Genomic DNA, 26,815 nt, shown 5'->3' with positions numbered 1-26,815 from the left:
TGATCATGGCAGAAATGACCATTGATCCCGCCGTGGTGCGCAAGGCGCTCGACCAATTCGTCGAGTCCTACAAGCCGACGGACACCCCCACCCAGGAGGTGGGCTACGTCCGTACGGCCGGTGACGGCATTGCGCATGTGGAGGGACTGCCTGGTTGCATGGCCAACGAGCTGCTGACCTTCGAGGACGGCACGCTGGGTCTGGCTTTCAACCTGGACGCCCGAGAGATCGGCGTGGTCATCCTGGGCGACTTCGCAGGTGTCGAAGAGGGCCAGGAAGTCCACAGGACCGGTGAGGTGCTTTCGGTGCCCGTCGGCGACGGCTATCTGGGGCGTACGGTCAACCCCCTGGGCGAGCCCATCGACGGCCTGGGCGAAATCAAGAGCGAGGGCCGCAGAATCCTGGAGGCTCAGGCCCCCGACGTCATGCACCGGCATCCCGTCGACGAGCCCCTGGCCACCGGCATCAAGGCCATCGACGCCATGACACCCATCGGCCGCGGTCAGCGCCAGCTGATCATCGGCGACCGGCAGACCGGCAAGACGGCCATCGCCATCGACACCATCATCAACCAGAAACGCAACTGGGAGTCCGGAGACCCCAAGAAACAGGTGCGGTGCATCTACGTGGCCATCGGTCAGAAGGGCACCACCATCGCCTCGGTCCGCTCCTCCCTGGAAGAGGCCGGCGCCATGGAGTACACCACCATCGTGGCCTCCCCGGCTTCCGACTCCGCGGGCTTCAAGTACATAGCCCCCTACACCGGTTCGGCCATCGGCCAGCACTGGATGTATGGCGGCAAGCACGTCCTGATCGTCTTCGACGACCTGAGCAAGCAGGCTGAGGCCTACCGGTCCATCTCCCTGCTGCTGCGTCGTCCGCCGGGGCGCGAGGCTTATCCTGGCGATGTCTTCTACCTGCATTCGCGTCTGCTGGAGCGCTGCGCGAAGCTCTCCGATGACCTGGGCGGCGGATCCATGACCGGTCTGCCCATCATCGAGACCAAGGCCAACGACGTCTCGGCCTACATTCCGACCAACGTGATCTCCATCACCGATGGCCAGATCTTCCTGCAGTCCGATCTGTTCAATTCCAACCAGCGTCCCGCCGTGGACGTGGGCATCTCCGTCTCCCGTGTGGGCGGCGCCGCACAGACCAAGGCCCTGAAGAAGGTCTCCTCGACCCTGAAGATCTCCCTGGCCCAGTACCGCTCCCTGCAGTCCTTCGCCATGTTCGCCTCGGATCTGGATGCGGCCTCCAAGGCCCAGCTGACCCGCGGTGCCAGGCTGACCGAGCTGCTCAAGCAGCCTCAGTTCACCCCCTACTCCATGGAGAAGCAGGTTGTCTCCGTCTGGGTGGGTACCCACGGCAAGCTGGATGATTTGGACCTGGAGGACGTGCTGCCCTTCGAGTCCGGGCTCCTGGACTACCTGGACCACAACACCGACATCCTCAAAACCATCCGCGACACGGAGGACTTCACCGACGACACCGAAAAGGCCCTGGATAAGGCCGTGGACAAGTTCGCCAAGACCTTCGTGACCCACAAGGGCCAGACCCTGGATGGCCACAAGGCCGATCAGGACCAGGAGCAGCCTGTGGCCGTCCAGCAGGAGAAGCTGGTGGCCGACGGCAAGAGCGGCAGCAAGGCCGGGAAGCGGTAGACCATGGCCTCACAACTCGCATTCAAGTCAAGGATCGCCTCCACTTCGGCATTGGAGAAGATCTTCAATGCCCAGGAGATGATAGCCTCCTCGCATATCGCCAAGGCCAGGACTGTGGCCCTGGAAGCGAAGCCTTACTCCGATGCGATCTTCGATGCAGTCCAGGCCCTGGTGGCCCACACGGACGACATCCGCCATCCCATTGTCAGGAAGGACGAGAAGAACCCGCGCGTGGCTGTGCTGGCGCTGACCGCCGACCGTGGCATGGCCGGGGCCTACACCTCCTCGGTCATCCGCGAGACGGAGTCCCTGCTGGCCCGACTGGATCAGCAGGGCCGACAGCCCCAGCTCTTCGTCTACGGTCGTCGCGGCGTCTCTTACTACCGCTACCGCAACCGCAGCATCGTCAAGACCTGGGAGGGCGACAGCGATCGGCCCGGCGTGGATGTGGCCAGGGAGATCTCCCAGGCACTGCTGGAAACCTATATGACTCCAGCGGCCAAGGGGGGCGTCTCCGAGCTCTACATCGTCTACACCGAATTCATCAACATGGTGGTGCAGAAGGTCCGGGTGCTGCGTATGCTGCCTCTGGAGCTGATCAGGCCGGACCAGGAGCAGCCTGAGGAGGCCATTGATGCCCCCGTGCCGGACGACGAACATGGGCGCCAGGGTGACCGCTATGCGGCCCTCTACGACTTTGAGCCCAACTCCCAGGAGGTGCTGGATGCCGTCCTGCCCAAGTACATTCAGTCGCGCATCCATGAATGCCTGCTCACTTCGGCCGCCTCGGAGACAGCCAGCAGGCAGAACGCCATGCACACCGCCACTGATAACGCCAAGGGGCTGATCGATGACCTGACCCGCAGGCTCAATGCCAGCCGCCAGGCGGCCATCACGCAGGAACTTACCGAGATCGTCGGCAGCGCCGATGCGCTCAACAAAGAGGAAGAGTAGGAACGCCAATGGTTGCACAGCAAGAACAGCCGACCACAGCGAGCCGCAAGCCGGATTCGGCCTCCATGGGGCGCGTCACCCGAGTCCAGGGTTCGGTCATCGATGTGGAGTTCCCGGCAGGTCACCTGCCGGACATCTACAATGCCCTGACCGTGAATCTGAGCCAGTCCTCGAACACCGAGGGCGAGTCGCTGACCACCATCATGCTGGAGGTGGAGCAGCACCTGGGCGATTCCACGGTCCGCACCGTGGCCCTGAAGCCCACCGACGGCCTGGTCCGCGGCGCCACCGTCACCGATACGGGCGGGCCCATCATGGTGCCCGTGGGCGACGTGACCAAGGGGCACGTCTTCGACGTGGCCGGCAACATCCTCAACAAGAAGGAGGGTGAGCAGATCAAGGTCACCGAACGGTGGCCCATCCATCGCAACCCGCCCGCCTTCGATCAGCTGGAGTCCAAGACCCAGATGTTCGAAACCGGCATCAAGGTCATCGACCTGCTGACCCCTTACGTGGAGGGCGGCAAGATCGGCCTGTTCGGCGGCGCAGGCGTGGGCAAGACCGTGCTCATCCAGGAGATGATCCAGCGCGTGGCGCAGAACCACGGCGGCGTCTCCGTCTTCGCGGGCGTGGGAGAGCGTACCCGTGAGGGCAACGACCTGATCGGCGAGATGGACGAGGCCGGCGTGCTGGAGAAGACCGCACTGGTCTTCGGCCAGATGGACGAGCCCCCGGGGACCCGTCTGCGCGTGCCACTGACCGCCCTGACCATGTCGGAGTATTTCCGCGACGTGGAGAACCAGGATGTGCTGCTCTTCATCGACAACATCTTCCGGTTCACCCAGGCCGGCTCCGAGGTCTCCACCCTGCTGGGCCGCATGCCATCGGCCGTGGGCTACCAGCCCAACCTGGCCGACGAGATGGGTGCCCTGCAGGAGAGGATCACCTCGACTCGTGGCCATTCGATCACCTCCCTGCAGGCCATCTACGTGCCGGCCGATGATTACACCGACCCGGCGCCTGCGACCACCTTCGCCCACCTGGACGCAACCACCGAGCTCAGCCGTGACATCGCCTCCCAGGGCATCTACCCGGCTGTGGATCCGCTGGCATCCACCTCCAGGATTCTGGACCCGCGCTATGTGGGGCAGGCCCACTATGACTGCGCCAACCGGGTCAAGGCCATCCTGCAGAGGAACAAGGAGCTCCAGGACATCATCGCCCTGATTGGCATCGATGAGCTGGGCGAAGAGGACAAGACCACCGTCAACCGCGCCCGCAAGATCGAGCAGTTCCTGGGCCAGAACTTCTACGTGGCTGAGAAGTTCACCGGTCGCAAGGGCTCCTACGTGCCTGCGGACGAGACCATCGAGGCCTTCACCCGCATCTGCGACGGTGCCTATGACGACGTGCCCGAGCAGGCGTTCTCCGGCATCGGCGGCATCGACGACCTTGAGCACAAGTGGCACGATATGCAGAAGGAATACCGGTAGTCATGGCGGACACAGGCAAGGCTTCCATGCAGGTCAACATCGTCTCGGCGGACAGGCCCATCTGGTCGGGTCAGGCGCGGTCGGTCACCGTGCCCGGCACCAAGGGGTCCATGGGCATCATGCCCGACCACGAGCCGGTGCTGGCCCTGCTGCAGGAGGGCAACATCCGGGTTCAGGCCACCGATGGCAGTCGTCAGTCCTTCCATGTGGACAGCGGATTCGCCTCCTTCGACAGCAACAAGCTGACTGTGGCCGTGGACCACTACCTGGAGGACGTTGATCAGGGACAGCAGTCCTGACTTCCTTTCCTCTTCTGCCCGGCTGGTGCACTTGCATCGGCCGGGTTTTTCTTTTTCGCCTGGAACAACGACTGATATATTGGCACCTGTGCGAATCATTGTTGCCGACTGCTCCGCCGAATACTCCGGGCGTCTCAATGCCAGCCTGCCGCCGGCCAGGCGCGTTCTGCTGATCAAGGCCGACATGAGCTGTCTGATCTTTTCGGAGTTGGGCTCCTACAAGCCCCTGAACTGGATGTGCGCCCCCTGTACCATCAGGGAGATCGAACCCGAGGAGGCGAGCAGGGACGACGCAGATGCCAAGGCTGATCCCGCGGACGGGACCGGGCCGGATGAGGTAGTCGAAGCCGCCGCGCCCGATGCGCTGATCGCCCAGGAGCAGGATCAGGACCAGGCTCGGCCTGTCCGTAAGGTTCTGCGTGTCTCGGCCGTCAAATCCAGCGATGTACTCACCATCAGGCTCTACCAGGTCTATGCCGACGACAGCTATGACCTTGGCACGGATCCGGGATTGGTCAAGGACGGTGTGGAGGCGCATCTGCAGCGCTATCTGGCTGAACAGATCGACCGGATCGGTCCGGGGGCCACCCTGGTGCGCCGGGAGTATCCCACACCCATCGGCCCGGTGGACATCATGGCCGTGGATGGCCAGGGACGGCATGTGGCCATCGAGATCAAGCGGCATGGGGGCATCGACGGGGTGGAACAGCTGACCCGCTATTGCCGCCTGCTCAATCGCGACCCCCTGCTGGCCCCTGTTCGTGGGATCTTCGCGGCCCAGACCATTACACCCCAGGCCAGGGTTCTTGCCGAGGACAGGGGATTCGAGTGCCTGATCCTGGATTACGAGGCCATGAAGGGCGCTGATAGCGATGAACTGACCCTCTTTTGAGACGGTTTTCAGTCTTGCATGGACTTACATAGTCAATATGTCAGGCAGCTCACATAGATTCTCATTTGGCTCTATAAGACCCGAAAAGCTACTAGATATTGGGGTTTATGGCCTGACACGCCACTACAGGTGGTATTGTGCTTGCGTCTGGGATTGTGTAGAGTGCAAACGACAGGTTCCAAGCAGAGGGCTATAGGGCTTGGAACATAACGGCTACATGTAAGGGAGAGGCGGTCATGTCCATCACGGTCTACACCAAGGCGCACTGTCCCCAGTGTGATGCCACCAAGCGTCAGTTGACCAAGCAGGGGCTGGAGTTCGAGCAGGTGGATTTGACCGAGGATCAGACCTTGATCGACCAGTTTATCGCCCAGGGGTTCAAGCAGACCCCTATCGTAGTCACTGACCAGGAGACGTGGAGCGGGTATCGCCCCGATTTGATCAGGAAGGTAGCACAGAGCGCCAAGGTCTTTGCCTGATCAAAGCACTCGGAGCCCGGTTCACGAATATGTGGACCGGGCTTTTTTCATAGCCTGGCCAGCAGTCGGGTTAGTGCAAATCGCGTTGTGCGCCTACTTGGTTAGTAGATGGTCGGTAGGTAAGTAATTGGCTGATTTTTGTTCTGCAAGTGCTTAATCAGCTGGACTTGTTTGATTGGGCACTGCCTACTTGATAGGTGTTGCAATGACAGAGAGGCCATCTGTGGTTTTGGAGTGTATCCGACAGTTTCAGAAGGCATGATCTGCAGGTGTCGGTTGGCCTTTGCCGACCAGTGGTCATCTCATTGGTGCTCTTTGCTTGCGGCATGAATACGAATCGCCGTCGAAGTTGCTGTGAGAGCGGATGATAACGCGGTATCCGGTATTCGTATATCCAAAAGCAGAGGAAACCGGCTCGCGTTCCCTAGGATGGTCCACTATATGCCGCAGGCGGCAGGAAGCGGGCGAGAAGCAGTGAAGAGGAGACGATGAACAGGACTCAAGCAAGTAGGGGGGTGGGGGCATGAATTGGACCTTTATGGCGCAGAATCTGCACTTCTTCGTCAACGCGGCCTATGTCACGGTCTTCATCTCCTTCTTTGGCGTGGTGTTTTCCATGCTGATCGGGCTGGTCTGCGCCGGGCTGGAGGTCTTCAGGATCCCTCTGCTCTCGCAGGTGGCCAGGGTATACATCGAGCTGTCGAGAAACACCCCGCTCCTGGTTCAGCTCTACTTTCTGTATTTCGGGCTGCCCAAGCTTGGGGTCAATTGGAGCGCCCAGACCTGTGCCATCGTCGGGTTGGCCTTCCTGGGCGGCTCCTACATGGCCGAGGCCATGCGTGGTGGACTGGAGGCGGTGCCTCGGGTGCAGACCGAGTCAGCCCGCGTCCTGGGATTCACGCCAGCCCAGGCCCTGTCCAGAATCGTGCTGCCCCAGGCCCTGAGCAGTGCCATACCGGGCGTGGTGGCCAACATCATCTTCCTGATCAAGGAGTCTTCGGTGGTCTCGGCCATCGCTCTGGCCGACGTCATGTATGTCACCAAGGACCTGATGGGCACCTCCTATGACACCTACGAGTCCCTGACCCTGCTCATCGTCACCTATCTGATAATCCTGCTGCCCATCTCCGTCATCGGAACCGTTCTTGAGCGGAGGTTCGACTATGCACGGCGTTGAGGTGCTCTTCCAGCCAGGGGTCATGCCCAGGCTCTTCCAGGGGCTCTGGGTGACCGTCTGGATAGCCGGCGTTTCGGTCCTGCTCTCCCTGCCCTTGGGCTTGGTGGTCGGATGGCTGATGACACTGCGCAACCGTCTGGTTCGCTTCCTGATGAGGATCTATCTGGACTTCATTCGTATCATGCCCCAGCTGGCGCTGCTCTTCATCGCCTTCTACGGGCTGTCCAGGGCATGGAACCTGAATCTGGATGCCACCGGCGCCTGCCTGCTGGTCTTCGTGCTCTGGGGCGGGGCCGAGCTGGGCGACCTGGTCCGCGGGGCCCTGGAGTCCATTCCCCGTACCCAGGTGGAGTCGGCCTATGTGCTGGGACTGGGGTCCTGGCAGACCTTCTCCAGGATCATCCTTCCGCAGGCCCTGCGCCGACTGCTGCCGGCCAGTGTCAACCTGGCCACCAGGATCGTCAAGACCACCTCCCTTGCCGCACTGCTGGGAGTCATCGAGGTCATCAAGGTGGGTCAGCAGATCATCGATGCCAACCGTTTCGCCTATCCCCAGGCGACCCTGTGGATCTACGGGGTGATCTTCTTCATGTATTTCTTCATCTGCTGGCCCCTGTCCCTGGTGGCCCGGCATCTGGAAAAGAGGTGGGCCCATGACTGAGGGGCAGACGACGGCGAACCAGCCACAGGACGAACAGGAGGAGCGGGCGGTGCTGACCGTCGAGCATCTGGTCAAGCAGTATCCGCAGGCTCAGAGCCCTGTACTCAACGACATCTCCTTCCAGGTGCCCAAGGGCAAGGTCTTTGTGGTCCTGGGTCCTTCGGGCTCAGGCAAATCCACCCTGCTGCGGACCATAGCCGGGCTGGAGCCCATACAGGGTGGCAGGATTCTTCTGGACGGTCAAGTGGTGGAGACCGGTCATCCCCTGGGTAAGCACGGCGGAGGTCCTGGCGGCCTGATGTCGGGCAGCCGCAGCTCCGACCTGCGCACCAGGATCGGCATGGTCTTCCAGAGCTACGACCTCTTCCCCAACAGGACGGTGCTGGACAACGTGACCCTGGCGCCCGTCCTGGTCCAGAAGCGCAAGCGGGACCAGGCACGGCAGGAGGCTCTGGAGCTACTGGACCGGGTGGGTCTGGCCGACCGCCGGGATGCCTGGCCCAGCCAGCTCTCAGGCGGCCAGCGGCAAAGGGTGGCCATCTGCCGGGCGCTCATCCTCCATCCCGAAATCATGCTCTTCGACGAGGTGACCGCAGCTCTGGATCCTGAGATGGTCCGCGAGGTCCTCCAGGTCATTCTGGAGCTGGCCGACCAGGGGCTGACCATGATGATCGTCACCCACGAGATGGCCTTCGCCAGGGGCATCGCCGACCACATCGTCCTTCTGGATGGAGGCACCCTGGTCGAGCAGTCCGACGACCCGGAGGCCTTCTTCACCCACCCGGCCACTGACCGGGCGCAACGCTTCCTGTCCACCTTCACCTACGAGCGCAGGCGGGATCAGGACCAGGATCAGGAGTCCCGATGAGGACTCCGCATATTCGTCCGGCGGCATTCGCCGGAACCGTCCCCAGGGGCGGCCAAAGGAAAGAGAATAGGAAAAGAGGGATCATGACCGCAAGGGTAATGAACCGATTGATACGGGCGGCGCTGGCCACGGGGGCGACGATCGCAATGATGGCTTCCATGGCGGCCTGCGGCCCTTCGGCGGCCACCCCCAGTGAGGCTGGAAGCGGCTCGGGGAGCAACTCCGGCTCCTCGGCGGCATCCGGGTCTGCACGCACCCCGGAGCAGATCACCAAGTCCGGGAAGCTCAAGGTGGCGGTCTTCACCGACAAGGCCCCCTTCGGCTACGTGGACAAGGACGGCAAGAACCAAGGCTACGACGTGGTCCTGGCCGAGCGCCTGGCCAAGGATCTGGGCGTCAAGCCCGAATACACCTCGGTGGACCCGGCCGCCCGGGTGGACGTGCTGTCCAGCAACAAGGTGGACGTGGTCCTGGCCAACTTCACCGTCACCGATGATCGCGCTCGCAAGGTGGACTTCGCCAAGCCTTATATGAAGGTCTTCCTGGGCGTGGTTTCCCCGGATTCGGCGCCGATCAAAGATGTCAAGGAGCTGAACGGCAAGACCCTGATCATCGCCAAGGGGACCACGGCCGAGCCCTACTTCGAACAGCACTACCCGGAAGTCAAGCTACAGAAGTATGACCAGTACGCCGATGCCTACAACGCCTTGCTGGACCACCGTGGCGACGCCATGAGCACCGACAACACCGAGGTGCTGGCCTGGGCCAAGGCCAACAAGGGCTTCTCGGTGGGCATCACCAAGCTCGGGGACGAGGCGGTCATCGCTCCGGCCGTGCGCAAGGGGAACAAGCCCCTGTTGGACTACATCAACAAGGAGCTGGTCAAGCTGGGCCAGGAGCAGTTCTTCCATGAGGACTACCGCAAGACCCTGGAACCGGTCTACGGCAGCGCAGCCAACCCCGATGAGATCGTGGTCGAGGGTGGCAAGGACTGACCCGACCATCTGGTTTATGACAGGGGCCCGAACCCATCCGAATGCGACTGGATGGGTACGGGCCCCTGCTTGTCTGATCTGTCTGAGTTGGTGGATCGGCTGGTCAGTAGGCGGCCAGGATGTCGACCACGAAGATCAGGGTCGAATTGGCCGGGATCTTCTGCTGCTGTTGGCTGCCATAGCCCAAGTCGGGCGGAATGACCAAAAGAACCTGAGATCCCACCGTCTGGCCTGCCAGACCCTGTTGCCAGCCCTTGACCACCTGGTCCAGGCTGAAGTCGCTGGCCTCACCCCTGTCCCAGGAGGAGTCGAACTGCTTGCCGTCGGAGGCCAGCCAGCCGGTGTAGTTGGCGCTGACGCTCTGATGCTCGCCGACCTTGGCCCCCTCGCCCTTGATCAGGGGCTGGACGACCAATCCTCCCTTTGGTTTGTATCCGTTGAGATCCAGGGAGGGCTTGCCCTTGTCGTCCAGGCTGATCCTGGGCAGGTCGCTGGGCAGGTCGGTCACCTTCTGACCCTGGGCGCGGGTCAGGTTCTTGGACCGGGAGACGAAGGTCAGGGCCATAATATAGGAGTCGGTCGCCTGGCTGCTGCCGGAGCCTGACTCATCGATGCCCACGGCCACGGTGGAGTTGACCTTGAGGCCCTTGAAGGTGTCATAGTAGGCCGGGATGGATTTCCTGCTGATGACGATGGAGCACTCCGGGCTGCTCTTGTCCCAGGTGGAGTTGATCACCTTTCCGGTCTTGGCATCCAGGGCCAGACTCCTTGTGCATACGCGGTCCCCGTCGCGGATGACCTCGCCGTTGCCCTCCTGGATGACCTGGTGGGTCTGGTTCTCGACCTTGAAGGGGGTTTTGAAGCTGATGTCGGGCTTGCTGCCAGGTTTGCCGCTGGCTGATACGCCCTGCATGGTGTCGCCCGAGTGCCCGCCTCCGTCAGAGTTCCCGCTACAGGCTGACAGTCCGAGACATAGGGCAAGAGCGGTCATGGCGCCCAGTAGACGCTTGCTGCCTGATTTCCTTGCGATGATGGTCATAAATGACCAGTTTAGGGCTCATGGGTGATTTCCCGGTGCCGGAAACCATCTCATAGGGGGCCGACGGTAGAATGTGGATGATATGGAGCAAGTACCCGAGGAAAAAGATGAGATGACGCGGCCTGGCAAGCCCTCGCGTCACAGCATGATCATGCGCGGCATCGTCACCCCCATCTTCGGACTGCTGGCTGTAACGGCCATTGTGCTGGGTATTCTCAACGCCACGGTCTGGAAGCCTTCGGCTCATGTGGATGCACATGCGCGCACCAAGGCAGCCTATGTAGTGACCGATCCGGGTGTGCTTCCCCTGGTGGACAGCAAAGTGACCATGCGTGTGGATGCGACATCGGCTGGGGCTTCCGCGTCAGCAGATCAGGATTCACAGAAGCCCACCGTCTGTATGGCCCTGACCACGGCCAAGGATGCAGCCGGTTGGACGGCTGGACATGATGTGGCGCGGGTGCGCGGCCTGGATAATTGGCAGACCCTGTCCGTCGGCAGGGACACCAGTCCCGGCAAGTCCGTCAAAAATGATCAGGGCGTGGCCTTTCAGGATTCGGATATGTGGCAACAGGTCACCTGCTCCGACAGCAGCGTGTCAATGTCCCTGAAGACCGACGATCCGCAGGCCGTCCTGTTGGTGGCGGTTCCCCAGGGCGCTCATTCCCTGGGGCTGGAGATGCTCTGGCAGCGTGACAAACTGCCCAACTTCGCCATGCCCTTCTACTTTGCCGGCGGGCTGCTGGCCCTGCTGGCTGTCCTTTCGGCTACGGTCTTCGCCATGGATCCGGCCAAGCGCCGCAAGCAGACCGAATCTGAACAAGAGGATGAAGAGACTCCCGAGGTCAGTGTGGTCCAGGCCCTGGGCAGCGCCATTCTGCCTGGTCTCGGAAATCGGCATACCCCGGCTTCAGGCCGACGCCTGCGTCACGCTCGTGGCCAGGCGCGGCAGGGGGATCCAGGACCCCCGCCCAGGCCGCCTGTGGTGATTGATCCGCGCAATCGGAACCTGGTCGCTGACCAACAGGAGGGTGACGACCGGAGAGCCGACGATGTGTCGTCCACCAGGGTCATCAGCAGCCAGGAGATGGCCTCCTACCTGGCCAGGCTTGCCCACGAGGGGGAGGAGGAGCGCCAATGAGTATGAACAAACCGTTGAACGGGGTGGCGGCTGTAGCGGCGTTGGCTTTGTCCCTGGCCCTTCTGCCGGGTCTATCAGCCTGTGAGGGGCAGGTTCCCCAGGCCCGCCGGACAGAGCCTCAGAGCACTGCAACCACTGCTCCTGCGCCCAACCTGACCCCGGCCCAGGAGGCACGTATCCGCAAGAACATCGGGGCTGTTCTCGATCAGGCCAACGAGGCCAAAGACCCGGCCGGGCTGGACCAGCGGGTCAGCGGCCCCCAACTGGAGATCCGCACCAGCGAGCTGACCATAGCCCGGGCCACCGGGCAGTTGGATCCCAAGACGACCATCCCCACCACCATCGCCCAGACGGTCATTCCCGGTGATCCGGGCTGGCCGCGTTCGGTCTTCTCGATTACCACCACCACGCAGGATCAGCAGTCCAAGCGCCTCTTGGTTCTGGACCAGGAGTCCGCCCATGACAACTACAAGCTCTGGGGGGTGGCACGGCTCTTCCAAGGTGCCCAGCTGCCCAAGTTCCCGGTGGCCACGATCGGCGCCAGGATGGGGCAGGGCGACGATCAGGGGCTCAAGGCTACACCGGTGGAGGCCGTGCGCCGCTATGCCGACCTCCTGCAGAACCCCCAGGGCAGCAAGTATGTCAAGGAGTTCGCCCAGGATGACTTCCGCAACTCCCTGGGCACGCTGACTCAGGTTGTCCAGCAGGGAATCGAAGCCAACAAGGGCAGTCAGTCGCAGACCTTCACCCCGGCACAGGGGCAGCTGCGGGTCATGCACTCCTCCGATGGGGGCGACCTGGTCGTGGCCCGGATCGATTCGGTCTGGACCAGGCAGGCAGGTGAGGGCCGTGAATCCTCGCCGGCCTCGGATGCCGAGACGGCCCTCTTCGGGCAGGGCAAGCCCACCAGCACCATGAAGGTCACCTATGTCAACGTGATCGCCCTTTACGTGCCTTCGGCGGACTCGCATGAGCCCATCAGGGCTGTGGGCGCCGAGCGTGAGCCCATCAAGGTGGAAGCGGTCTGAGGGGCGGGATTGCGCTGGGTGAACGCCCGGGCCTTGGACTAGATTGGCTTTCAGGAGTTTGCAATCGAGGGCGGGCCGGGGCTGCAGTCGGCGACCGCGGGGTTAAGGAGGACTGACATGGCGAACAAGAACGGGCAGGGGCAGCCGGGCGTCTCACTGGCAGGAGCGGTCGACCTGGGTGCGCTCAAGCACCAGGTCGATGCCGAGCCAGGCCAGCAGGGGGGTGCGCCCGCAGCCGGCGGCTATGTGATCGATACCACCGAGGCCAGTTTCCAGGCCATGGTTCAGACCTCGACCACCTTCCCCATTCTGATCCTGCTCTGGGTGCCCACCGATGACCGCCTCTTCCCCCTGGCCACCCGTCTGGCCCAGGTCGTCAACGCCCAGGAGGGGCGCATTCAGCTCTCCCGCATCGACATCGCATCCAATCCGCAGATCGCCCAGACCTTCCAGGTGCAGGGCGCCCCGGCCCTCTTTGCCCTACTGGCCGGCAGGCCCATGCCCGTTCTGCAGGGACTGCCCACCGATGAGGAGATGAGCCAGATCACCGATCAGCTCATCCCCCAGGTGATTCAGATGGCGCAGAAGGCCGGCATCACCGGCAGCGCCCCCTACCAGGAGACCAGCGATCAGGAACAGGACGAGCAGGCCGGCCAGGCAGCGGCTGATGTTATTCCGCCTGCCCATCAAGAGGCCCACCGGCTGGCCCAGGAGGGCGACTATGCAGCCGCAGCCGAGGCCTATGGCAAGCTGGTCCAGGCCGATTCGACCGACGATCTGGCCAAGCGTGAACAGGCCAAGTGCCTGTTGATGGCACGTTCGGCCAAGGCCGATGTCCGCAAGGTCCGTCAGGCGGCTGCCGATGCCCCTGACGACCTGCAGGCCCAGTTGGATGTGGCCGATGTGGACATGATCGGTGGCCAGGTTCAGGATGCCTTCGATCGCCTGCTGGACTTCCTGGCCGGGCACCGGGATCAGACCGATCCCATCCGCCGCCGTCTGCTGGAGTACTTCGTCATTCCTGAATCGACCGATCCTCGGCTGGCCAAGGCCCGTCGCCGTCTGTCCACGCTGATGTACTGAACCGCTCTTGGGTCAGGACTCGCGGTTCCCGTCGAAGTTGGTCAGGAAGCGCGGTCCTTCGGTTTTCAGCTCCTGATCGAAGTCGGCTGACCAGTCGCCAAAGGGGCGGTTAGCCAGCCCATCGTTGGAGAACCGCGGATCGTCGGTGATCTCCGTGGCGCAGAAGTCGGGGATGGTCAGGTCGGTCACCGGCCCGGTCCGCTCCACCTCGGCCACCACCAGGGGGGCGTTGCCGTCCCCGAAGACATCCAGGTTCCACCAGTCCTCGTCCAGCCAGACCCCATACCGGTTCTTGACGATGGGAATGCCGCCGCGCAAAACCAGCTCCAGGGCGATTCCCGGGTCTATGGCCCGTTCGGCCTCGTAGCGGGTGCCGCCGACGGAGGGGCCCTTGGCCGTCATTGAGGCAGCCTCGAAGTGGTCGCCTTCCTCAAGCAGGGTGTGGAGGGCATCGGTCCGGGCCGTCATGGGCACCACCGGGTCCACCTGCCCCTGCAAGCGAACCCGCAGGGCGAAGTTGTCCTCATGCACGTAGTAGCTCTGCACAATCAGGGTCGGCCGACTCTCCCCGAGCAGCTCCCGGGGGAGGTCCCTGCAGAAGAATCTGCGCTCGAATTCGAAATCGTCCTCGTCCTCATTCATGGCCATGCTTTCCATGGTACGGTAGGCCGGTTGCGGCCACCATTTGCTGTCCACAGCCCATTCGAGTTGTCCAGGTATGTGAAGGCCGCTTGTGATGGCCGGGTGAAGGAACTACAGTGGAGACTATCCCGAGAGAAGATCATCCGGGAATGTTGGCGGCTTCGCGCCACCGCATGAGGATGCAATGGCGCAACCGGGGCGGTGGCACGAAGCCTTGCCATCACAATAACTACGAAACGCCTGGAATCCTGCGGCAACACGCCGAGAGTGACTGGAGTCAGACCGACACGGCAAGACGCGCTTAGATGCGTAAAGGCGCAAAGTGTCCTATTATTGTTTCTGGTGTCCACTGTAAGGTGGTTTCTCGGGTTCGTAGCTCAGCGGATAGAGCGTCTGTCTCCGGAACAGAAGGTCGAGGGTTCAAATCCCTTCGAGCCCACTTCGTGATTGTTATTAGGCACGTGACTTTATCAATAGTCTCTTCGCCGTCTTAAAGTAGGACAGTGTTTAGGGATATGTTCGAAACGAAAAGACTGACTGATCTGGCTTATGTCATAGTGGGTGCTCGAATTTGAATGTTTCCGTTGGCAGGATTAATCCACTTGATGGCCGAACGCGATCATTTCACATATACAGTTGGTACTTGTTTGAGCGTCGTCAAAACGGAGATTTGCTCTAGATATTCAGATCTTCTCAAGTTACGGACTTGCGCTTTCTAAAGCTGAGATCTTGCCATGAATTACTAACGAAATCACAGCGATTTATGCGAATGTGTGTATACACGAATATTGGTACCACAGTTGATGTAGTTATGTACTACAATGCGACATATTCGTAATGATGTGATACAATGTAGAGTATGACGACAAACACAGTTAATCTCAAGATGAGCGGTAAAATCACTTATGACGACTCGATTTCTGTTGACCAAGCGGCTAACATCATCCTATTGCTCAACTCTGAAGAGAACGAAGATAACGCTGAAACAAAAATGCCTGTAGCTATAGATAGCTACAGAACCTCAGCTTACAAGAATTCCGGAAGAATAGTCACCAGTGCACAAGATGCGCTTAACCGCTCTAATGCAAAGACAAACCCGGAAAAAATAGTTGCTCTTGGAAAATACATAATGCAGGATGGTGGGAACTCGTTTACGGCGCAGGAAATCAAAAGTCAGTTTCATCGCGCACGAGAGATAGCTCCTAAGAACTTCTCCCGCGACCTCAACTGTGCTATCAGAGAAGGTTGGATTGATGAAGCTACTCCTGGTAATTACTATATTACTAACAAAATTAATGGAATTTTCGACGGTAACTTCAAGTTCCCTAAGGCAGGGTCGCACGTTAGCAGAACAAGGAGCGCAAATAAAGCCACAAAAGAAAAGCCGGAAGTGTTTTCAGAGATAGACGAATTCTCACCTCAGATAGAAGGTATACCCGATTATGCGAAAATGAAAACTGAAGCAGATCGGGTGCTGTGGGCATTATATTTTGCAAAAAATAACAACATCAACGGGCTTAAAACCTCTGCAATTGCTTGGCTGACCAATGAACTAGGAAACGCTGTGGATAGCAAGAATATATCCAGAGCAGCACGTAGTCATCGAGCAGGCAACCGCATAAACCACTCGACAAACGATAAGACGTTACGTATAACAGAGAATGGTGAAGCCTTCCTGAAGGAGATGACCGTCGAAGGAGTATGAAGGAGAATCACACAGAATAGATTGCCCCATGCCTTCAACAATATGGTCTTCGGCTTTGGAGTTTGACACTGAGCAAGCTTTAGTATTGCGTTCTACCGATTGGGCATTCTTCAGTAGGTGTTGAAAATTCATTTTTATATCTAGCGTTGGCGACTCCTCAAAAGGTGAGAAGATTTTTACTCTATCGGCAAAGGAGTGTTTTGGCTAGGCGACCTGGATTGGCAAGTCCGACAGGTACAAAGCGACATCCGAAGGAAAAGATGGGGGTGCTTTCGAAACAACGCAACTAAATCTAGCTCAGTTTGTTTCAGTCTAGATGTGGGAATGTTATATTTCTCGGTCGTTCCAGACAGGCATGGGTTTCGTCGTAAATATCCCGTTCGCTCTGAACCAACTAATCTGCAGTTTCTTGACGATTATTCACTTGGTATCAATTTTATCGGCATGTCCTGTTTCCTGGTTGCAAAGGGGGGTAGGGGGCTGACAGAGATCTAATAAGTTCTGCCGTTGCTGCTGAGTGAAAAAGACTTAGTTCGTGATGCTATAAAATTCTATCTTGCCTCTGACCTGTAATCGTGGATGATTGGTCAGGAAAGCCATTACGCACATGAGGTCTTTAAAAGAAAGTATTGCTCTATTTGAGAATTGAGTGGATTAGAATCTAATTCTTAATCTATTTATTGACGTCTGCGCCCTCATTACAAGTAGTTATTGACTTTTAAAGATTGGTCCAATCAATAAAGATACCTATAGACCTCATGGGAGGGATTGTGTAGCGGACGGCAGGTCTGAGAAACAAAGCTCCTGTAAGAAAAGAAGCATGTCTGGGTTATCGGCGCTTTAAAGCGAGCAGCTTTTATTGTATTAGATAATTATTGAATAAAATAATATAGGCAAAGCATAAAGATAATTTTATGGACGATAAATGAAATTTTGAAGTATAGAAAGCTGGCAGCATTCCTTGATGGATTGAATGGATGCTTAACCATGCAAATTGTAGAAGCTCTTTACACACATCTTATGTGTGGTGAATCACTAAGCTTTTGAGGAACATGGCCCTTGGCCCGCTCGTGTCCTCGTTCTCAGGTGCCATAGTGAAAGGGTAAGACCGAACGTCGGGGAGGACCGACGCTTCCGCGTTGCGGCGGAGCCTCCTTTCCCGGTGAAGCAAAGGAGTTCACATGGCCAATCGAATCAATGCAGGGGATGCTGTCCTTCACGTCCTGGAGCAGTGGGGGGTGCCGCGCATCTATGGCCTGCCCGGCGGTTCCTTCGACTCAATGATGAACGCCATCCACAACGAGCGCGAGCGCATCGACTTCATCCAGGTCCGTCATGAGGAGGCCGGAGCCCTGGCTGCCGCCGGCGAGGCCAAGCTGACCGGCAGGATCGGTGTCTGCTTCGGCTCGTCGGGCCCAGGGGCTGTCCACCTGCTCAATGGCCTCTATGATGCCCGTGAGGACGGCGTGCCGGTGCTGGCCCTGGTGGGCGAGGTGCCCCAGGCCTTTATGAACATGGACTTCTTCCAGGCCATGGATGAGGTGCCTATCTTTACCGATGTGGCCGTATTCGCCCGGGCCGCCACCAATGCCCAGGGGCTGCCGGCCCTGGTGGACGAGGCCATCCGTCGCGCCTACGCCAGCCACGGGGTCTCCGTGGTCATCATTCCCAAGGATCTGGCCTGGGCCGAGATCGACGACCGCCCGGTGGCATCCGCGCCCAACTTCCGCAAGCCGGAGCCTCTGAAGCCTGCGGCAGACCAGGTCAGCAAGGCAGTTGAGATCATTCAGTCCGCCAAGGCGCCGCTGCTCTACTTCGGCCAGGGCGCTGCCGGGGCCCGCGATGAGCTGGTCGCCATGTCCGAGCGTTTCAAGATGCCCATGGTCTCCACCTTCCCGGCCAAGGGGATTGTGGAGGACACCTATCCTGCCTACCTGCAGTCGGCCGGCCGTGTGGCCACCAAGACCGCCACGGAGGCCATCTACACCTCGGATCTGACGGTCTGGGTGGGTTCGGACAACCCCTTCGGGTCCATGTTCGTCACCCCCAACACCAAGGTCATCCAGATCGACCTGAACCCGGTCAAGCTGGGCAAGCGCTTCCAGGCCAATGTGGTCCTGGCCATCCAGGCCGACGCCCGCGAGGCCCTCAAGGCCATAACCGCCGCCGGCCAGGACCAGGAGGAGTCCGTCTTCTACAGGGCCTGCCTGCGCAGCAAGGAGAACTGGGACCAGTGGGTGGCCTCCTTCAACGAAGACACCCGTACACCCCTGCGGCCCGAGCCCGTCTACCACATCATCGATCAGCAGCTTGAGGACAATGACATCGTCATCCCCGACGTGGGCAATGTGGATATTGACTTCCTGCGTCTGCTGCATCTGAAGCCCACCAACCGCTGGACCGTCTCCGGCAAGCATGCCACCATGGGCTACGCCGTGCCGGCCGCCTTGGCTGCCAAGCTGGAGCATCCGGAATCGACCGTCTACTCCCTGAGCGGCGACGGCGGGTTCGCCATGCTCGGTGAGGAGGTGCTGGCCCAGCTCAAGTACCATGCCCCGGTCATCAACGTGGTCTTCTCCAACCGCTCCTTGGGCTACATCGAGGCCGAGCAGCGCGACGACAGCCATCAGCCCCTGAGCGGAGTGGACCTGCCCGACACCGACTGGGCCAAGGTCGGCGAGGGCATGGGTGCCCTGGGCTTCACCGTGCGCACGGTGGCCGATGCCCGCCACGCCTTCTCCGAGGCCCGCAAGGCCGACAGGTCTTCGGTCATCGATGTCAAGCTGACAGGAGCCAGCCCTCTGGATACCCGCTACATGCGGTTCCCGGAGACCTGCTCGGATCCGGACCAGGTCGAGAAATTCGTCAAGACCTACGAGGCCGGAGATCTGCGCTCCCTGGCCTACTGGATGGGTCAGGAGGCTCGCAAGGGCTGAGACCGGTACCGCTTGCGCCGGGCGGGCACTCCTATAGTGGACGGTGTCCGCCCGGGGCTTCGGCCCGTCATGGGTGCGGCGGACCTGAAGAAAGGACGGACCCATGGAAGATGGACCGGAAGAGATCGGCACGCCATATGCGCCCCAGGCCTTGGGAGCCTACAGCCAGGCTGTCAAGGCCGGGGGCTTTGTCTTTGTCTCCGGACAGCTGGGCATCGACCCGGACACCGGTGAGCTGGTGGAGGGCACTGCGGCTGACCAGGCCACCCAGGCACTGAAGAACGTCAAGAATATCCTGGATGCAGCCGGCAGCGGCATGGAGAGGGTGGTCAAGGCCACCATTCTTATGCGGCGGGTGGAGGATTTCACCCAGGTGGACCAGGCTTACTCCCAGGTTTTCATCGGCTCGGTGCGGCCGGCCCGCGTGGCCTTCGGCGGCGCGGACATCCCCAAGGGGGCCCTGGTCGAGATCGAGGTCGTGGCCCTGGCCTGAGACGGGCCGGCTGCTGGTCCCCGCCGTCGCTAGACTTGAGGGCATGAGTCCTGAAGCACTTGCCCGTATCATCTCTTCGACCGCCGCCAAGATGGCCCAGTCAGGCCGCCTGGGAAGCCTGGAGCCAGACATGGTTCCTGACGCCGACCATCTGGCGGTCATGCGCCCCAAGGACCGCTCCCACGGGGACTGGTCCACCAACATCGCCATGCAGCTGGCCAAGAAGGCCGGCATGAGGCCTGCCGAACTGGGGCAGGCCTTGGCCGAGGCCCTGCGGGAGGCCGACGGGATCGCCCAGGTGGACGTGGCAGGTCCCGGCTTCATCAACATAACCCTGGATTCGGCCTCGGCGGCCGCTGTGGTCGATGCGGTCCTGGAGGCGGGAGCCGCCTTCGGGAGCAACGATCACCTGAGCGGGCGCACGCTCAATCTGGAATTCGTCTCCGCCAACCCCACGGGTCCCATCCACATCGGCGGCACACGGTGGGCGGCTGTAGGCGACTCCATGGCCCGCGTCCTGGAGGCCAACGGCGCCAAGGTGGTCAGGGAGTATTACTTCAACGACCACGGCACGCAGATCGACCGCTTCTCGCGTTCTTTGGTGGCGGCGGCCCACGGCGAACCTGTGCCTGCTGACGGCTACAAGGGCTCCTACATTGATGAGATTGCCTCTCGGGTGGTCAAGGAAGCGGCCGACCAGGGGCAGGATATCCTGGCCATGCCCAGGGTGCGCGACGAGGACGGCGCCGAGGGTGACAGCCCCCAGCGTGAGGCCTTCCGCACCCGGGCCGTGCCCATGATGTTCGCCGAGATCCAGCAGTCCATGCGTGACTTCCGGGTCAACTTCGATGTCTGGTTCCATGAGAACAGCCTGTACGAGTCCGGCCAGGTGGACCGGGCCATCGATGAGCTGCGGGCCAAGGGCGACATCTTCGAGAAGGACGGGGCTACCTGGTTCCGCTCCACCACCTACGGCGACGACAAGGACCGGGTGATCATCAAGTCCGACGGTAACGCAGCATACGTGGCGGCAGACATCGCCTATTACCTGAACAAGCGGCGCAGGGCCAAGGATCCCTGCGACGAGGCCATTTACATGCTGGGTGCCGACCATCATGGCTACATCGGCCGGATGATGGCCATCTGCGCGGCCTTCGGAGACACCCCCGGCGTGAACATGCAGATCCTGATCGGCCAGATGGTCAACGTCATCAAGGACGGCCAGGCCGTGCGCATGAGCAAGCGGGCAGGCAACGTGGTCACCATCGACGACCTGGTGGATGCCGTGGGTGTGGATGCCGCACGGTATTCCCTGGCCCGCACCGACTACAACCAGAGCGTGGACATCGACCTGGACCTGCTGGCCTCGCATACCAACGACAACCCCGTCTACTACGTGCAGTACGCACACGCCCGTTCCAAGAATGTGGATAGGAACGCAGCACAGGCGGGCATCGACCGGTCCGGGGCCGACCTGTCCCTGCTGGACACTGCCGCCGACAACGATGTTCTGGGCGTCCTGGCTCTTTACCCCAATGTTGTTCAGACTGCCGGCGACCAGAAGGCCCCCCACCGGGTGGCCCACTACCTGGAGCAGCTGGCTGGGGTATATCACCGCTGGTACAACCTGGAGCGCGTGGTGCCCATGGAGCCCACTGGCCGGGCGGATTTGGACCAGGACGAGGACAGGAATCCACAGCCGGCCCGTGCGGCGGCGCGTCTTCGGCTCAATGACGCCGTGCAGCAGGTCATCGCCAACGGTCTGGGTCTGTTGGGCGTCCAGGCCCCGGACCGTATGTAAACCCTCAAGGTCACCGGGAGGTCGTCGATGGAAACAGGGATGTGCGGGCTGGGGCCCGACGGGTTCTGGCCTGGAGCTCTGCAGCGGGACAGCGAGGGCATGCTGACCATGCACGGGTGCTCCATGGAGGATCTGGCCAAGCGTTACGGCACCCCCATGTATCTGATGGATACCGCGATGATGGCGGAACGGGCCTCGGCCTTCCGTCAGGCGGCCCTGCGGGATCTGGGTGGTGCGACCACCAGGGTCAGCTACGCCGGCAAGGCCTTCCTCAGCAAGGAGACCGTGCGGATCATGCTGCGCCAGGGGCTGGATATCGACACCTGCTCCCTGGGCGAGATGCTGATTGCCCAGGCCGCCGGCGCCCCTGGCCGCCGCCTGGTCCTGCACGGCAACAACAAGTCCGACCAGGAGATCGACCTGGCTGTGAAGGAGGGCTACAGGGCCATCGTCATCGATGCGCCTGACGAGCCTGCCCGAATCGCTGCTGCCGCAAGGGCGCAGGGACGTCGCGCCAAGGTCATGCTCCGGGTGACCGTGGGGGTGCACGCAGGCGGCCACGAGTACATCTCCACTGCCCACGAGGATCAGAAGTTCGGCATTCCCCTGCTGCCCCAGGGCACCGATGTGGGCCTGCTGGACCTTGGGCCTGAGCCTGGTACCTGCGAACAGACTGGGGCAGCGATTTCGGCGGCCACCAAGAACAACGGTTCCTCGACTCCTGTCGATTCCGTACTCTCACCTTCCTCTTCGGCCCTGTATTCCGCTGCCAACGGGCCCCTTGAACCGGCTGATCCCGCCCGGATCAAAGCCATGTCCGTCCTGGCCGACGGCCCGGCCATCGCCCTGCTTAAGGAAATTCGCTCCCACGAGAAGGAACTGGAGCTGGTGGGCATCCACACCCATATCGGCTCCCAGATCCATGACTCTTCGGCCTTCATCGAGGCCGCCCGGCGCATGATGCTGCTGCGGCACACCTTCTGGGCCACCGACGGATACCTGATGCCTGAGGTGGATCTGGGCGGCGGTTTCTCCGTGCCCTACACCCCGGATGAGGATCGGATGGACCTGGACCAGACCCTGACCAGTCTGGGGGCTGACATGGTCGCCATCAACCGTCGCTTGGGCATGCCCATGCCGGTCATCGCCTTCGAGCCCGGCCGCTGGATCGTGGCCCCCTGTGGCATGAGCCTGTACCGGGTGGGCACCGTCAAGCCCGTCCCCCTGTCCGACGGAAGCGTGCGTACCTATGTTTCGGTTGACGGCGGCATGAGCGACAACATCCGTCCGGCCCTCTACGGGGCCGAATACACCGCTGTTCTGGCCAACAGACATGGCAGCGGGGACCGGATCCAGGCCCGTGTGGTGGGCAAGCACTGTGAATCGGGGGATATCCTGGTGCAGGATGTGGCCCTGCCAGCGGACATCCGCCGGGGTGACCTGCTCCTGGTGCCGGTGACCGGCGCCTACGGGCGGACCATGGCCAGCAATTACAACCAGGCCCTGATCGCCGCCGTGGTAGGTCTGGACCAGTCCGGTGCCCATCTGATGCTGCGGCGGCAGACCATGGATGACCTGCTGGCCTTGGACCAGGGATGAGTCCCGTTCCGGATGGAAACGGCCGCCGGGGTGGATACGGGTGTCGGATTGGCTTTCTAAGATGGAGCAACACCCGGTGACAGGCCCCGTTGGGGCGGATGGAGGATCCATATGCCCACGAATACGCAGCAGCAGGAGGCCGTCAGGCCTATCCGCATAGCACTTCTAGGGGCAGGGACCGTGGGTTCCCAGACCGCTCGCCTCCTGGTGGAGCAGAGCCAGGATCTGGCCAGCCGAGTGGGTCGTCCCCTGCAGCTGGTGGGCATCGCCGTCCTCCACCCCGACAAGGTCAAGGCTGATTGGATCGATCCGTCCCTGCTGACCACAGACTCAGCCGGTCTGGTCACCCGGGCGGACATCGTCATCGAACTGATCGGCGGCATCGAGCCGGCCCGCACCCTGCTGCTCAAGGCCATTGAGTCCGGAGCCAGCGTGGTCACCGCCAACAAGGCCCTGCTGGCCCAGCACGGTCCCGAGCTCTACCGGGCTGCCGAAGAGCGGGGCGTCGATATCTACTTCGAGGCGGCCGTGGGCGGGGCCATCCCCATCGTGCGGCCCCTGCGCGAATCCCTGGTGGGTGACGGCATCACCAGCCTGGTGGGCATTGTCAACGGGACCACCAACTACATTCTGGATGAGATGACCACCAAGGGTCTTCAATTCGACCAGGCCCTGCGCGACGCCCAGGCCAAGGGTTTCGCCGAGGCGGACCCCACTGCCGATGTGGACGGGCTGGATGCAGCCGCCAAGGCCGCCATCATGGCCACGCTGGCCTTCCATACCGATGTGCGCCTGGATGATGTCCCCGTGGAGGGCATCCGCGCCATCACCGCTGACGATATTGCGGCAGCACAGACCGAACACCGGGTCATCAAGCTTCTGGCCGTGGCCGAACGTGGCGAACAGGGCATCTCCGCCCGGGTCTACCCGGCGCTGATTCCCGACAGCCACCCTCTGGCCTCGGTCCATGGCAGCTTCAATGCCGTCTTTGTCACCGCCAGGGCCGCCGACGACCTCATGTTCTACGGCCGGGGTGCCGGGGGAGCGCCCACAGCATCAGCCGTTGTGGGGGACGTGGTCACCGAGGCCCGCCACATCGTCCAGCATGGCATGGGTCCGGGGATCCCCATGTACGCCAACATCCCCATGGCTCCGCTGGATGCATCCCGGGCCGCCTTTGCCGTCCGTTTCCTCATTCACGACAAGCCTGGCGTGCTGGCGGCCATCGCCCAGGTCTTTTCCGAGGCGGGCATCTCCATCAACGGAGTCAACCAGGACATCAAGCCCACCCTGCATGACCCGGGCTACAGCGGCGAGATCCAGCAGCTGCGCGTGGTCACCCACCTGTGCGACGAGGTGACCCTGCGGCGGGTGGTCGAGCGGATTTCCACCTTCGATTCGGTCACCGGGCAGGCATCCATCCTGCGTGTCTTCGATCGGCAGGCCCAATGATGACCGCTGCTGCAGAGGGTCCATCCACTGTGCGGGTGCGTGTGCCGGCCACCAGCGCCAACCTGGGATCAGGTTTTGACGCGGTCGGCCTTGCGCTGGACTACCATGACGAGATCGTCTTCACCCGTTCCGTGGACCCGGGCGACACCACCGCCTACGTCGTTATCAAGGGTGAGGGCGAGCGGACCCTGCCCCGAGACGAGACACATCTGGTCGTCTCCGCCTTCCGGCGGGCCTGCCAGGTCTTCGGGCTGCCAAGGTTCGGCTTCATCATGCGCGCCGTCAACCGCATCCCCCAGGCCAGGGGGTTGGGATCCAGCGCCGAGGCCATCGTGGCCGGGATCGCGGCGGCTGCGGCCTTCGCCCACGCCGGTCCCCTGCGTCGTGATGCCGTCTTCGCACTGGCCGCCCAGATCGAGGGGCATCCCGACAACGTGGCGCCTGCCGTCTACGGGGGTCTGACCGTCTCCTACGATCTGGCCACCGGCGAGGGTGTGGGTTCCCTGCCCATAGCCGGGGGTGCGCCCTTGGAGGGCGGCTACCACACCCTGCGCTACAAGGTGGACCCGGCCATCAAAGCCACCATCTTCGTCCCTGGCGCCCATCTGTCCACGCAGAAGGCCCGGCAGGCCCTGCCCAACCGGGTGCCTTACGCGGATGCCGTCCACAACCTGTCGCGGGTGGCCCTGATCCCCGGCGCTCTGAACCCCGGGTCCCTGGATGACCTGACGACAGAGGCAGCCGAGCAGCCTGCCAGGGCCAACGCCCTGCTCTTCGTAGCCACCCAGGACCGGCTCCATCAGCCATACCGGGCCGGGCTCATGCCCTCCTCAACCAAGCTCCTGCAGCTCCTTCGCCGTCAGGGTTATGCGGCGGCAGTCTCCGGAGCCGGGCCCTGCATTATCGTCCTGCACTACGGGGATGCTGAAAACGAGCTGCGGATCCTTGCCAAGGACTATCTGGATTCCGGCCGCTGGCGGATCCTGTCCTTGGACGTGGATGGCAAGGGGGTCCAGGTGGAACGGGACCAGGAAGGCAATCGTGAACACTGAAGACAGGCATATCCCGCTCATCCTGGCATCGTCCTCCCCCTCAAGGCGTCGGCTTCTGGTCCAGGCGGGCATCGACCCCATCATCCGACCCTCAAAGGTGGATGAGCCGGCCGTCCTGGCGGAACGGGCCAGTGAACTGGGCTGTCATCTGGAAGACCTGGATGTGCGCGAACGGGTCAGCGTCCTGGCTGAGGCCAAGGCTTCGGCTGTCCAAACGACCATGGATGCCGTCAAGGATGCCGAAAGGCGCTCGCGGGGCGACCTGGTCACTTTTAGGCCTGTGAGCCAGGACGATTCGGATGCATCCTCCAGGGATCCCATGAGCCAGGTCATCGGGACCTGGGGCGGGATGCTCGGAGCCGGGCGCGGGCCCCTCCTGCTGGGGTGCGACTCGCTGTTCAGTGTGGACGGCGCCGTCATGGGCAAGCCCCATAAGCCGGGGCGTGCTTTGGAACGGCTGATGGCCATGCGCGGCCGAACAGGCACCCTGGTCACCGGCCACTGTCTGATTGATCTGGCCACCGGCCGACGGGTCCGGGCGGTCAGCAGCGCCCAAGTGACCTTCGGAGACTATGACCGGGCCTCCATGCAGGCCTATGTGGCCACCGGCGAACCCCTGGAGGTGGCCGGCTCCTTCACCCTGGAGGGGTTGGGCAGCGCTTTCATCCAGGGCATCCAGGGCGATCCCAGCGGAGTGATGGGATTGAGCATGCCCACCCTGCGCGCCCTGGCCCAGGAGCTGGGCGTCTCCTGGCCTGACCTGTGGGCCCAGCGGGTCCTGCCCGAGCGGCAGCAGGCAGACGGATCGACGCATGGCTCTGAGGGGCTGGTCGCCCCTGCGGAGAACGTCCACCAGCCTGGCGACGGGTGGGTGGACTGTGCCTGTGGCAGGCGGCACTGGGGGCTCAACGGGGCTGCCGGCGTCTTGCTGGCCAGGCGTGATGCCCGCACGGGCGCACCCGTCAGCGTGCTTCTGCAGCACCGGGCCCGCTGGAGCGCCGAGGGCGGCACCTGGGGCGTGCCGGGCGGCGCCATCTCCGACGGGGAGAATCCCCTGGAGGGCGGCCTGCGCGAGAGCTATGAGGAGGCCAACATCCGCCCGGAGGACATCCAGGTGGTGGGTTCCTACCTGGAGGACCACGGTCCCTGGGGTTACACGACCATCCTGGCCTTCGAGCGTCCCGGCCACCAGGTCGATCCCCGCATGAATGACGACGAGAGCATCGCCCTGGAATGGGTGGACCTGGACAAGGTCGTGGACCTGCCCCTGCTCAAGGCCTTCGGACAGGATTGGCCGCACTTCCGGCAACGCTTGGAGGCCCTGGCGGCCGAAGGCTGAGCAGGAGGCCTTGTTCAGGCGTA

At 61.9% G+C, this 26,815-nt stretch carries 23 protein-coding genes and 1 tRNA gene; 22 read left to right on the top strand and 2 right to left on the bottom strand.

Going from position 1 to position 26,815, the window contains the following annotated elements; genetic code table 11:
* Window positions 1-5 precede the first annotated feature (5 nt).
* From atpA to JF70_RS07135, 10 genes are all read left to right on the top strand, one after another.
* Window positions 6-1,664: a F0F1 ATP synthase subunit alpha gene (atpA, locus tag JF70_RS07180; protein WP_045935800.1), complete on the top strand. Its 1,659-nt coding sequence runs from the start codon at window positions 6-8 to the stop codon at window positions 1,662-1,664.
* 3 nt (window positions 1,665-1,667) lie between these two features.
* Window positions 1,668-2,618, top strand: a complete 951-nt coding sequence (locus JF70_RS07175; protein WP_045935799.1) for a F0F1 ATP synthase subunit gamma — start codon at window positions 1,668-1,670, stop codon at window positions 2,616-2,618.
* Window positions 2,619-2,626: 8 nt separating this feature from the next.
* The gene (gene atpD / locus JF70_RS07170; protein ID WP_045935798.1) at window positions 2,627-4,111 is read left to right on the top strand and encodes a F0F1 ATP synthase subunit beta; all 1,485 of its coding nucleotides are present in this window, start codon (window positions 2,627-2,629) and stop codon (window positions 4,109-4,111) included.
* A 2-nt stretch (window positions 4,112-4,113) separates the two neighbouring features.
* Window positions 4,114-4,410 carry a F0F1 ATP synthase subunit epsilon gene (locus JF70_RS07165; protein WP_045935797.1) on the top strand — a complete coding sequence of 99 codons (297 nt, stop codon included), beginning with the start codon at window positions 4,114-4,116 and terminating at the stop codon, window positions 4,408-4,410.
* A gap of 88 nt (window positions 4,411-4,498) precedes the next feature.
* The gene (nucS, locus tag JF70_RS07160; RefSeq protein WP_045935796.1) at window positions 4,499-5,302 is read left to right on the top strand and encodes an endonuclease NucS; all 804 of its coding nucleotides are present in this window, start codon (window positions 4,499-4,501) and stop codon (window positions 5,300-5,302) included.
* Between the two features lie 236 nt (window positions 5,303-5,538).
* Window positions 5,539-5,781, top strand: coding sequence for a glutaredoxin-like protein NrdH (nrdH, locus tag JF70_RS07155; protein WP_015022478.1), 243 nt, complete (start codon window positions 5,539-5,541; stop codon window positions 5,779-5,781).
* 523 nt (window positions 5,782-6,304) lie between these two features.
* Complete coding sequence (locus JF70_RS07150) at window positions 6,305-6,958, top strand: amino acid ABC transporter permease (protein WP_045935795.1); 654 nt, start codon at window positions 6,305-6,307, stop codon at window positions 6,956-6,958.
* Window positions 6,945-7,619, top strand: coding sequence for an amino acid ABC transporter permease (locus JF70_RS07145; RefSeq protein WP_045935794.1), 675 nt, complete (start codon window positions 6,945-6,947; stop codon window positions 7,617-7,619). The genes JF70_RS07150 and JF70_RS07145 overlap by 14 nt, the downstream gene beginning before the upstream one ends.
* Window positions 7,612-8,487: an amino acid ABC transporter ATP-binding protein gene (locus JF70_RS07140; RefSeq protein ID WP_045935793.1), complete on the top strand. Its 876-nt coding sequence runs from the start codon at window positions 7,612-7,614 to the stop codon at window positions 8,485-8,487. The genes JF70_RS07145 and JF70_RS07140 overlap by 8 nt, the downstream gene beginning before the upstream one ends.
* An 83-nt stretch (window positions 8,488-8,570) precedes the next feature.
* Entirely contained in the window at window positions 8,571-9,482 is a 912-nt protein-coding gene (locus tag JF70_RS07135) for a cysteine ABC transporter substrate-binding protein (RefSeq protein WP_045935792.1), read from the top strand.
* Between the two features lie 103 nt (window positions 9,483-9,585).
* Here the strand turns inward: JF70_RS07135 and JF70_RS07130 are convergent, their stop codons facing one another.
* The gene (locus JF70_RS07130) at window positions 9,586-10,521 is read right to left on the bottom strand and encodes an FKBP-type peptidyl-prolyl cis-trans isomerase (protein ID WP_197069113.1); all 936 of its coding nucleotides are present in this window, start codon (window positions 10,519-10,521) and stop codon (window positions 9,586-9,588) included.
* Window positions 10,522-10,603: 82 nt separating this feature from the next.
* On the opposite strand from JF70_RS07130, the gene JF70_RS07125 reads away from it, so the two are divergent.
* From JF70_RS07125 to JF70_RS07115, 3 genes are all read left to right on the top strand, one after another.
* Window positions 10,604-11,662 carry a hypothetical protein gene (locus JF70_RS07125; protein WP_045935791.1) on the top strand — a complete coding sequence of 353 codons (1,059 nt, stop codon included), beginning with the start codon at window positions 10,604-10,606 and terminating at the stop codon, window positions 11,660-11,662.
* Complete coding sequence (locus JF70_RS07120; protein ID WP_198178313.1) at window positions 11,659-12,690, top strand: DUF8094 domain-containing protein; 1,032 nt, start codon at window positions 11,659-11,661, stop codon at window positions 12,688-12,690. The genes JF70_RS07125 and JF70_RS07120 overlap by 4 nt, the downstream gene beginning before the upstream one ends.
* A 117-nt stretch (window positions 12,691-12,807) precedes the next feature.
* Complete coding sequence (locus tag JF70_RS07115) at window positions 12,808-13,773, top strand: tetratricopeptide repeat protein (protein ID WP_045935789.1); 966 nt, start codon at window positions 12,808-12,810, stop codon at window positions 13,771-13,773.
* 12 nt (window positions 13,774-13,785) lie between these two features.
* Here JF70_RS07115 and JF70_RS07110 read toward each other — a convergent pair whose 3' ends face one another.
* Entirely contained in the window at window positions 13,786-14,415 is a 630-nt protein-coding gene (locus tag JF70_RS07110) for a CYTH domain-containing protein (RefSeq protein WP_045936218.1), read from the bottom strand.
* Window positions 14,416-14,781: 366 nt separating this feature from the next.
* Here JF70_RS07110 and JF70_RS07105 point away from each other — a divergent pair.
* The 9 genes from JF70_RS07105 (at window position 14,782) to JF70_RS07065 (ending at window position 26,792) form a co-directional block, all read left to right on the top strand.
* A tRNA-Arg gene (locus JF70_RS07105) sits at window positions 14,782-14,854 on the top strand.
* 420 nt (window positions 14,855-15,274) lie between these two features.
* Complete coding sequence (locus tag JF70_RS07100) at window positions 15,275-16,120, top strand: hypothetical protein (protein WP_045935788.1); 846 nt, start codon at window positions 15,275-15,277, stop codon at window positions 16,118-16,120.
* Between the two features lie 1,181 nt (window positions 16,121-17,301).
* A complete protein-coding gene (gene spxB, locus JF70_RS07095; RefSeq protein ID WP_045935787.1) occupies window positions 17,302-19,056 on the top strand; it encodes a pyruvate oxidase in 1,755 nt (584 codons plus the stop codon).
* Window positions 19,057-19,159: 103 nt separating this feature from the next.
* A complete protein-coding gene (locus JF70_RS07090; RefSeq protein WP_045935786.1) occupies window positions 19,160-19,549 on the top strand; it encodes a Rid family detoxifying hydrolase in 390 nt (129 codons plus the stop codon).
* Between the two features lie 43 nt (window positions 19,550-19,592).
* The gene (gene argS / locus JF70_RS07085) at window positions 19,593-21,350 is read left to right on the top strand and encodes an arginine--tRNA ligase (protein ID WP_045935785.1); all 1,758 of its coding nucleotides are present in this window, start codon (window positions 19,593-19,595) and stop codon (window positions 21,348-21,350) included.
* 27 nt (window positions 21,351-21,377) lie between these two features.
* Complete coding sequence (locus JF70_RS07080; protein ID WP_045935784.1) at window positions 21,378-22,949, top strand: diaminopimelate decarboxylase family protein; 1,572 nt, start codon at window positions 21,378-21,380, stop codon at window positions 22,947-22,949.
* A gap of 111 nt (window positions 22,950-23,060) precedes the next feature.
* Window positions 23,061-24,401 (top strand): homoserine dehydrogenase, encoded by a 1,341-nt coding sequence (locus JF70_RS07075; RefSeq protein ID WP_045935783.1) that lies wholly within the window; start codon window positions 23,061-23,063, stop codon window positions 24,399-24,401.
* Window positions 24,401-25,453, top strand: a complete 1,053-nt coding sequence (gene thrB / locus JF70_RS07070; RefSeq protein ID WP_045936217.1) for a homoserine kinase — start codon at window positions 24,401-24,403, stop codon at window positions 25,451-25,453. The genes JF70_RS07075 and thrB overlap by 1 nt, the downstream gene beginning before the upstream one ends.
* A complete protein-coding gene (locus tag JF70_RS07065; protein WP_082069451.1) occupies window positions 25,443-26,792 on the top strand; it encodes a Maf family nucleotide pyrophosphatase in 1,350 nt (449 codons plus the stop codon). The genes thrB and JF70_RS07065 overlap by 11 nt, the downstream gene beginning before the upstream one ends.
* Window positions 26,793-26,815 lie beyond the last annotated feature (23 nt).

The organism is Bifidobacterium mellis (assembly GCF_000967265.1).
Taxonomy (GTDB): domain Bacteria; phylum Actinomycetota; class Actinomycetes; order Actinomycetales; family Bifidobacteriaceae; genus Bombiscardovia; species Bombiscardovia mellis.
The sequence above is the reverse complement of the archived record's forward strand: the minus strand, read 5'-3'. Positions and strand labels throughout refer to the sequence as shown.